This window comes from Thermogemmatispora sp. (assembly GCF_042408735.1).
Classification (GTDB): domain Bacteria; phylum Chloroflexota; class Ktedonobacteria; order Ktedonobacterales; family Ktedonobacteraceae; genus Thermogemmatispora.
In genome coordinates, this window is record NZ_JBHOQV010000028.1 from 41,650 (window position 1) to 47,649 (window position 6,000).

The following is a 6,000-nucleotide window of genomic DNA, read 5'->3' on the forward strand; positions in this document are numbered from 1 at the left end:
CCCATATCTCAGAAGCAAGGCAGCTCTTCCAGCATGCACCTGTGGAATCGAGATGATCCGAAGTAGCCAAGATGGAAGAACAGGAATGAGATAGAGAGGTACTGAGAGAGAGGGCTAACCCTTGAACGATCAGCTGCATTCCGATACCGAAAAGCTGATACCGAAAGGCAGTATGGAACAGAATCGCCCAATTTGCGGGCACAGCGCGGGAAAATAGCCAGAATGTCCCATACGCAGCGCTCGCCCCCCCCCACCAGAGGGATGGCACTGCCCTTTCTGGCAAGAGAAGCAAAAAAGCCAATTCAGGTATTGATTTTTGGGCGATTATCTGGTACTGTAAAATATGGAAGGAACAAAATATACCAGACATTGAATATCATTGCGTTTCTTTGTACAGCACCTATTGAAGCAGTCCATGCTTCCCACGGCAACGGCCAGCGCGCCGAAGCGCCGGCTCAGCGACAGCGAGCGCGATCCCCAGACGTAATTTGATCAACGCGCCGCTCGTTCGTCCTCTGTAGAGAGCAGCATTCAAGGAGCAAGATGCGCTTGTGGAGAAGCAGTATGAGGAAAGGAGCGTTATTTTCGTGCAGCTATTATAGTGCTCTCGCAGTGCAGGGCCTGCTGCTCCTCTCCTGAGTAGCAGCCGTTTCGCCAGCCAGCAACAAGCGAGCGCCAGCGGAAGAGGGGTCCGCGGCCCGGCGACGAACTGCGCTGGCCTTGACGCGGAAAGAGGGGGGACGTCCCGGGCGCTCCAGCAGCAAACAGGCGGCACAAAGCCACCACCGGCCCCCGGCTCGGCGCGGGCTTCGTTCGGCAAGTTGGTCCGTCCGTCAGCAGCTATCTTAGCCAGCCAGAAGGAGCGTGCCATGCAGAAGACCTCTCTGCGTATGACCAAAGCGTCCCCACGTCCCGTGCAAGAAGAACCTGCAGAGATTCGCCATTTTGCCTTGCGCGATTTGCTCCCTTCCCACCATCTCCTGGCCCTCAACCTGACCCTGGGCACCCTGGCCCAGCTCGCCTGTGAGGAAGGTCTGCCCCGTCTCATCGCCGAGCAGCAATTTACCAACAGTGAAATCTGTGTGCTGCTCCCCCTGCTCGAAGCCTATCCCCACTACTGCCCCTACGAAGTCCTTCTTGCCAGCTTCACCAATGGCCAGATCACCGAGGCCGAAGTAGAGCGTTGTCGGCGGCGCCTGAGCCTGGCCCAGGCCGAAGGCGTCTGGGATCAGGAGATGCGCCCGGTGCGCAACGTTCTCTCGCGCACGCGCATGAAGTTGTACGCCTTCGGCATCGATATCTTCTCCATCCTGGAAACGGGCTATGTACTGATGCGTCGAACACGCCAGCGCACCAGCAGCTAAGCGCGTAAGGGACAGCCCCGGGGCTGTCCCTCTCTGATCCTGATAGCCAGCGCCTGCTCTCGCCAGACCTGGCAGAGGAAGTCAAACCGCTCAGCCAGTTGCTCACACGATCTGATGAGCTGAGATCGCCTGGAAAGCCTGGAAAGCGCCGCCTCGCTGTAGTGCCGATGAGGTACGTCTATCGCCTCTCAGGCTACGCTACAGCTCAACAGCAGCAACCTCCCTTGCCCTTGCTTTGCTCCCTGGCAGATAGATTGCCAGGGAGCAGCCCTTTCCAGGTTCTAGATCCCCCTCGCTGGCGTCGGCCCTCCCCTCTGGTGAGAGCCTGGCAGACCTTCCCCCAGCGCCCCCACTCCGACCAGTCAGCCCTTCTCTTTTCACTTCCCTGCACCAGTATGGTACACTTAGCGATGGACAGGCAGCGCTGCGTTGCTCTTCCTTTCGCCCAGCATCCAGCCGTCTGCCGTCAGAAGGGACTCCCTCCCATCAGGCAGACCAGAGCATGCCGCGCCCGCCTCTCCATCCGTACCCCGGAGAACACCAACTTCGCTAGCTAGAGAAGAAAGAAAAAAGAAAGGATCGCTATATGGAACTTGGTCTTATCGGGCTTGGACGCATGGGAGCCAATATGGCGCTGCGGCTCCAACGGGCCGGCCACAGATGCATTGGCTATGCACGCCACGCCGAGACCGTGGAGAAACGCTTGAAAGAGGGGGCCATCTCTGCAGGAGCTACTTCCCTGTCCGAACTCGTTGGGCAGCTGAAGCCGCCCCGCACCGTTTGGCTGATGATTCCCGCCGCCTCGGTCGATGCCACTCTGGAGCAGCTCATTCCGCTGCTCTCCCCCGACGACGTCGTTGTCGATGGTGGCAACTCCTTCTATCAGGACGACATTCGCCGCGCCGCCACACTCAAAGAGCATGGCATCCACTACCTGGACGTCGGCACCAGCGGCGGCGTCTGGGGCCTTGAGCGCGGCTACTGCCTGATGATCGGCGGAGAGGCAGAAATCGTGCAGCGGCTCGAACCGCTCTTCGAAGCCCTCGCCCCCGGCCTCCAGGCCGTCTCACGTACTCCCGGACGCGAGCAGGTCGGTGGTACCGCCGAGCACGGCTATCTGCATTGCGGCCCACACGGCGCCGGCCACTTCGTCAAAATGATACACAACGGCATCGAGTACGGCATCATGGCCGCCTACGCCGAGGGCTTCAACATCTTGCGCCACGCCAACATCGGCAAGCATCCCGAAGAGATCGACGCCGAGACGACGCCGCTGCGCAACCCCGAGTACTATCAGTACGACTTCAACCTGGCCGACATCGCCGAACTCTGGCGCCGCGGCAGCGTCATCGCCTCCTGGCTGCTCGATCTGACCGCTCACGCCCTGCTCCAAGATCCCGATCTGAGCCAGTTTGCGGGGCGCGTCTCCGACTCCGGTGAAGGGCGCTGGACAATCAAAGCCGCTATTGACGAGGCCGTACCCGCCGGCGTGCTCAGCACCGCCCTCTACGAGCGCTTCGCTTCCCGCGGCGAGGCAGATTTTGCCGATAAGCTGCTCTCGGCTATGCGCTTCGAGTTCGGTGGTCACCATGAGAAGCAAGGCTAGCCCCGGCTACTACCACCTCTGTCAAGGCTAACCCCTCGTACAGCCGACCCGCCTCGCTCGCGAGATGCGCGCCGGGGCCGCCGACCGCCGGGCAGCCACCGCCACATAACGTTTGCCCGCGGCTCCGGAATGGGCTGGCCCGCTACTGCGCGGAGCCAGCCTTCCTGCCCTTTCCTCTCCCTCCTCTCCTCAAACCTGGGTGAAGAACTTCTCCCAGCACTCCTATCCTCTAAGGAGACACAAGCCACTCTCTCCACCTCATCACTTATCAGCGTGTTTCATCACAGCTGATCGCCAGTTGCTGCTCTTGAATAGGTATTTTTACCTAAATTCTGGTATAATGAGGGGGCGGTCATGTACAGCTATAGGCAAGAACACACAACATGCACAGGTGCTCAGCCATGAGATACACCACCAATCACGAGCCGCACGGGTCGGTCTCCCGGAGCGAGCCAGGATCAGCCCGCTCAGGGGGAGCAGCGAGCCGACCGGCAAGCCTGTTCTCTCCCAGCAGGAACCGCCATCGCTCGACCCCATCCCGGACCATCCAACTGCTGCTGACTGGCCTCCTCAGCCTGCTTCTGATCGCCACCGCCGTTCTCGCCTGGGGCCTCTATGCGCTTCTGAGCGGCAGTAGCACGGGCGGCAACCAGGCCCAGCGTCACTCTTCTGCTACCTTCATCGCCGAGCACCCGCAGGAGCCGGCCAACGAGCAGCAAGTGCTTGTTCTCGCTCAGCGCTATCTGACAGCTTTGCTGCACCATGACTACAGCACCATGTGGTCGCTCCTGGCACCTGCCCGGCGCGCCCTCTGGCCCGACGAGCAAGCCTTCGCGCACTTCTGGCAGGCACGCTTTGCCCATTACACCCTCCAGGGCTTCAGCCTGGGACTGCCCAGCCGGCTCAGCCGCTGGGTCGACCCCGAGACCATGACGAGCTACAGCGATACCCTGACCGTCCCGGCCTCGCTGCAACTGGCCCCCGACGCCATCTTGAGCAAGGAAGCTAATTTACCGCCCGAGGACCAGCACCCGGCGAGCGTCTACCACAACCTGCCCTTCATCGTCCAGGGCAGCCCCGGTCAGGGCAATGAACAGCCACACTGGTATGTGCTTTCTGGCGGACCGGCAGACTCCGAAGCCCCCATCCTGCCCCCACCGCAGCCAGCCGCCCGCAGCGTCTCCGTCCCCATCCTGATGTACCATCATGTCTCACCAGCCCCCACCCACAACCTGCTCGATTTCAGCCTGACGGTCACGCCGCGCAACCTTGCCGCCCAGCTCGACTATCTCAAAAGCCACGGCTACCACACCATCACCTTCAACCAGCTCTTCAACGCCCTCTATTTCGACGCACCGCTGCCCCCGCATCCCATCATCCTTACCTTTGACGATGGGTACGAGGACGTCTATCGCTACGCTGTGCCCCTCCTACAGGCCCACGGCTTCAGCGGCATGTTCTATATCATCACCGGGGCCGTGGGCGCCGCGGGCTATATGAGCTGGAACGAGATCCGTAGTCTGCTCGCCCAGGGCATGCAGGTCGGCTCACATACCGTGCACCATACAAGCCTGGGCTGGATCATCATCGGCGACCCCCAGCTCACTCAGCAGGAGCTGCAGGCCTCACAGGCTGCCCTGCAGCAGCACCTCGGCATCCCTATCCAGCAGTTCTGCTACCCCAGCGGCGAGCCATTCCGCCACGGTACCCCCCTCGAACAGACACGCATCTCCACCATGCTGGCCGCCGACGGCTATGTCGGCGCTACAACCGACCCCGGCCCCACCGGCTGGCTCCAGCAAAGCACCCAGCCTTTCGCTCTCTTGCGCATCCGCGTCGACGGACGTGAAAACCTGGCGGAATTTATCGCCAGCCTGCCGCCATCTCCATAAAACGGAATGGGTGAATTGCAAGATCTCCTCGAAAAGGGTCTTTACAATTCACCCTTCAATGTGCTATCATTCTAGCTGCCAACACAAAGGCTTGGGGATGTAGCTCAGCCGGTAGAGCGCGACAATCGCACTGTCGAGGTCAGGGGTTCGAGTCCCCTCATCTCCACCCGCTGCCTGCTCAGCAGTAGAGCACAGCTCAACGGGCAGCAAGGACTAAAGGGCCTTCCCCCTTGCAAACCGCAAAGCTTTGTGCTATAGTAAAAGGGCAGCGGAAAGAGAACAGCTCTGGCGATGAGCAGGAGTAGTAGGTCGCCAGGCCCGTCCAGAGAGTAGCCGGCTGGTGCAAGGCTACACGGGAAAGCGACCGAACTCGCCTGTGAGCAACAGGTGCGAACGCCTCGGGAGTCAGTAGCACCTGTCGGTATGCCCGTTATAGCAGTGAATGAGTGCCAGTCACCCGGCCCTGCGGAGTGAAGAATAGCTCGCTTGTTCGGCGCTCTGAAGCGTCGCCTCTATTCTTGCTTGGGCCTGTAGCACAGCTGGTAGCGCGCCTCTATGGCATGGAGGAGGTCAGGGGTTCGAGTCCCCTCAGGTCCACTTCTCTTCAACTCCGCAGTAAGCTGCCGATGGTGATTGGAAACAGGGTGGTACCACGGAAAAACCTTTCGTCCCGAGCGGATGAAAGGTTTTTTTATTGCTACGCTCGCTCCCTACTCCGTCGCTTATTTCCTGGCCTGTCGCTGTCGCCTTCCTGGCTCGGCGCCGTTCGCCCTGCGCCTGGTCTGCGCCGCAGCCTGCTTTGTCTTTCGGCGGCTACCGCTCCACCTGGACTACCGCCGCTATCAAAGCAGGGCCACCACTACGAGCCAGCCAGCCAGCCAGACCAGGAGAAGCAGCAGAATAAGCGCCACCGCTCTCGCGCGAGCGCCGCGGGCTGGCTTCGCAAGCCTATGTACGATGCCAGTTCGCTTTGCCTCTGCTTTCCTGCTGTTGGCCGCAGTGCCTGATCAGGTCCGACCGATTATCAGGGGAGGGACACCTGCAATGATCACGCGCACAAAATATGATCCAAAGGTAATTGAACCAAAATGGCAGACTCGCTGGGAGGAGGAGCAGATCTATCACGCGCCGGACGATT

3 protein-coding genes and 2 tRNA genes are annotated in these 6,000 nt (G+C 60.6%); all 5 read left to right on the top strand.

What is annotated here, in order from left to right; translation table 11 throughout:
• Nucleotides 1–869 precede the first annotated feature (869 nt).
• The 5 genes from ACFMO7_RS02120 (at nucleotide 870) to ACFMO7_RS02140 (ending at nucleotide 5,459) form a co-directional block, all read left to right on the top strand.
• The gene (locus ACFMO7_RS02120) at nucleotides 870–1,364 is read left to right on the top strand and encodes a hypothetical protein (protein WP_069804313.1); all 495 of its coding nucleotides are present in this window, start codon (nucleotides 870–872) and stop codon (nucleotides 1,362–1,364) included.
• 586 nt (nucleotides 1,365–1,950) lie between these two features.
• Entirely contained in the window at nucleotides 1,951–2,970 is a 1,020-nt protein-coding gene (gnd, locus tag ACFMO7_RS02125) for a phosphogluconate dehydrogenase (NAD(+)-dependent, decarboxylating) (protein WP_069804312.1), read from the top strand.
• Between the two features lie 401 nt (nucleotides 2,971–3,371).
• The gene (locus ACFMO7_RS02130) at nucleotides 3,372–4,862 is read left to right on the top strand and encodes a polysaccharide deacetylase family protein (protein WP_376793888.1); all 1,491 of its coding nucleotides are present in this window, start codon (nucleotides 3,372–3,374) and stop codon (nucleotides 4,860–4,862) included.
• Between the two features lie 93 nt (nucleotides 4,863–4,955).
• A tRNA-Ala gene (locus tag ACFMO7_RS02135) sits at nucleotides 4,956–5,028 on the top strand.
• A 358-nt stretch (nucleotides 5,029–5,386) separates the two neighbouring features.
• Nucleotides 5,387–5,459, top strand: a tRNA-Ala gene (locus tag ACFMO7_RS02140).
• The last annotated feature ends 541 nt before the right edge of the window (nucleotides 5,460–6,000 follow it).

Bases quoted from the DNA above. Each gene is read 5' to 3' on its own strand.
- ACFMO7_RS02120 (WP_069804313.1), top strand. From the start codon at position 870: ATGCAGAAGACCTCTCTGCGTATGACCAAAGCGTCCCCACGTCCCGTG.
- gnd (WP_069804312.1), top strand. From the start codon at position 1,951: ATGGAACTTGGTCTTATCGGGCTTGGACGCATGGGAGCCAATATGGCG.
- ACFMO7_RS02130 (WP_376793888.1), top strand. From the start codon at position 3,372: ATGAGATACACCACCAATCACGAGCCGCACGGGTCGGTCTCCCGGAGC.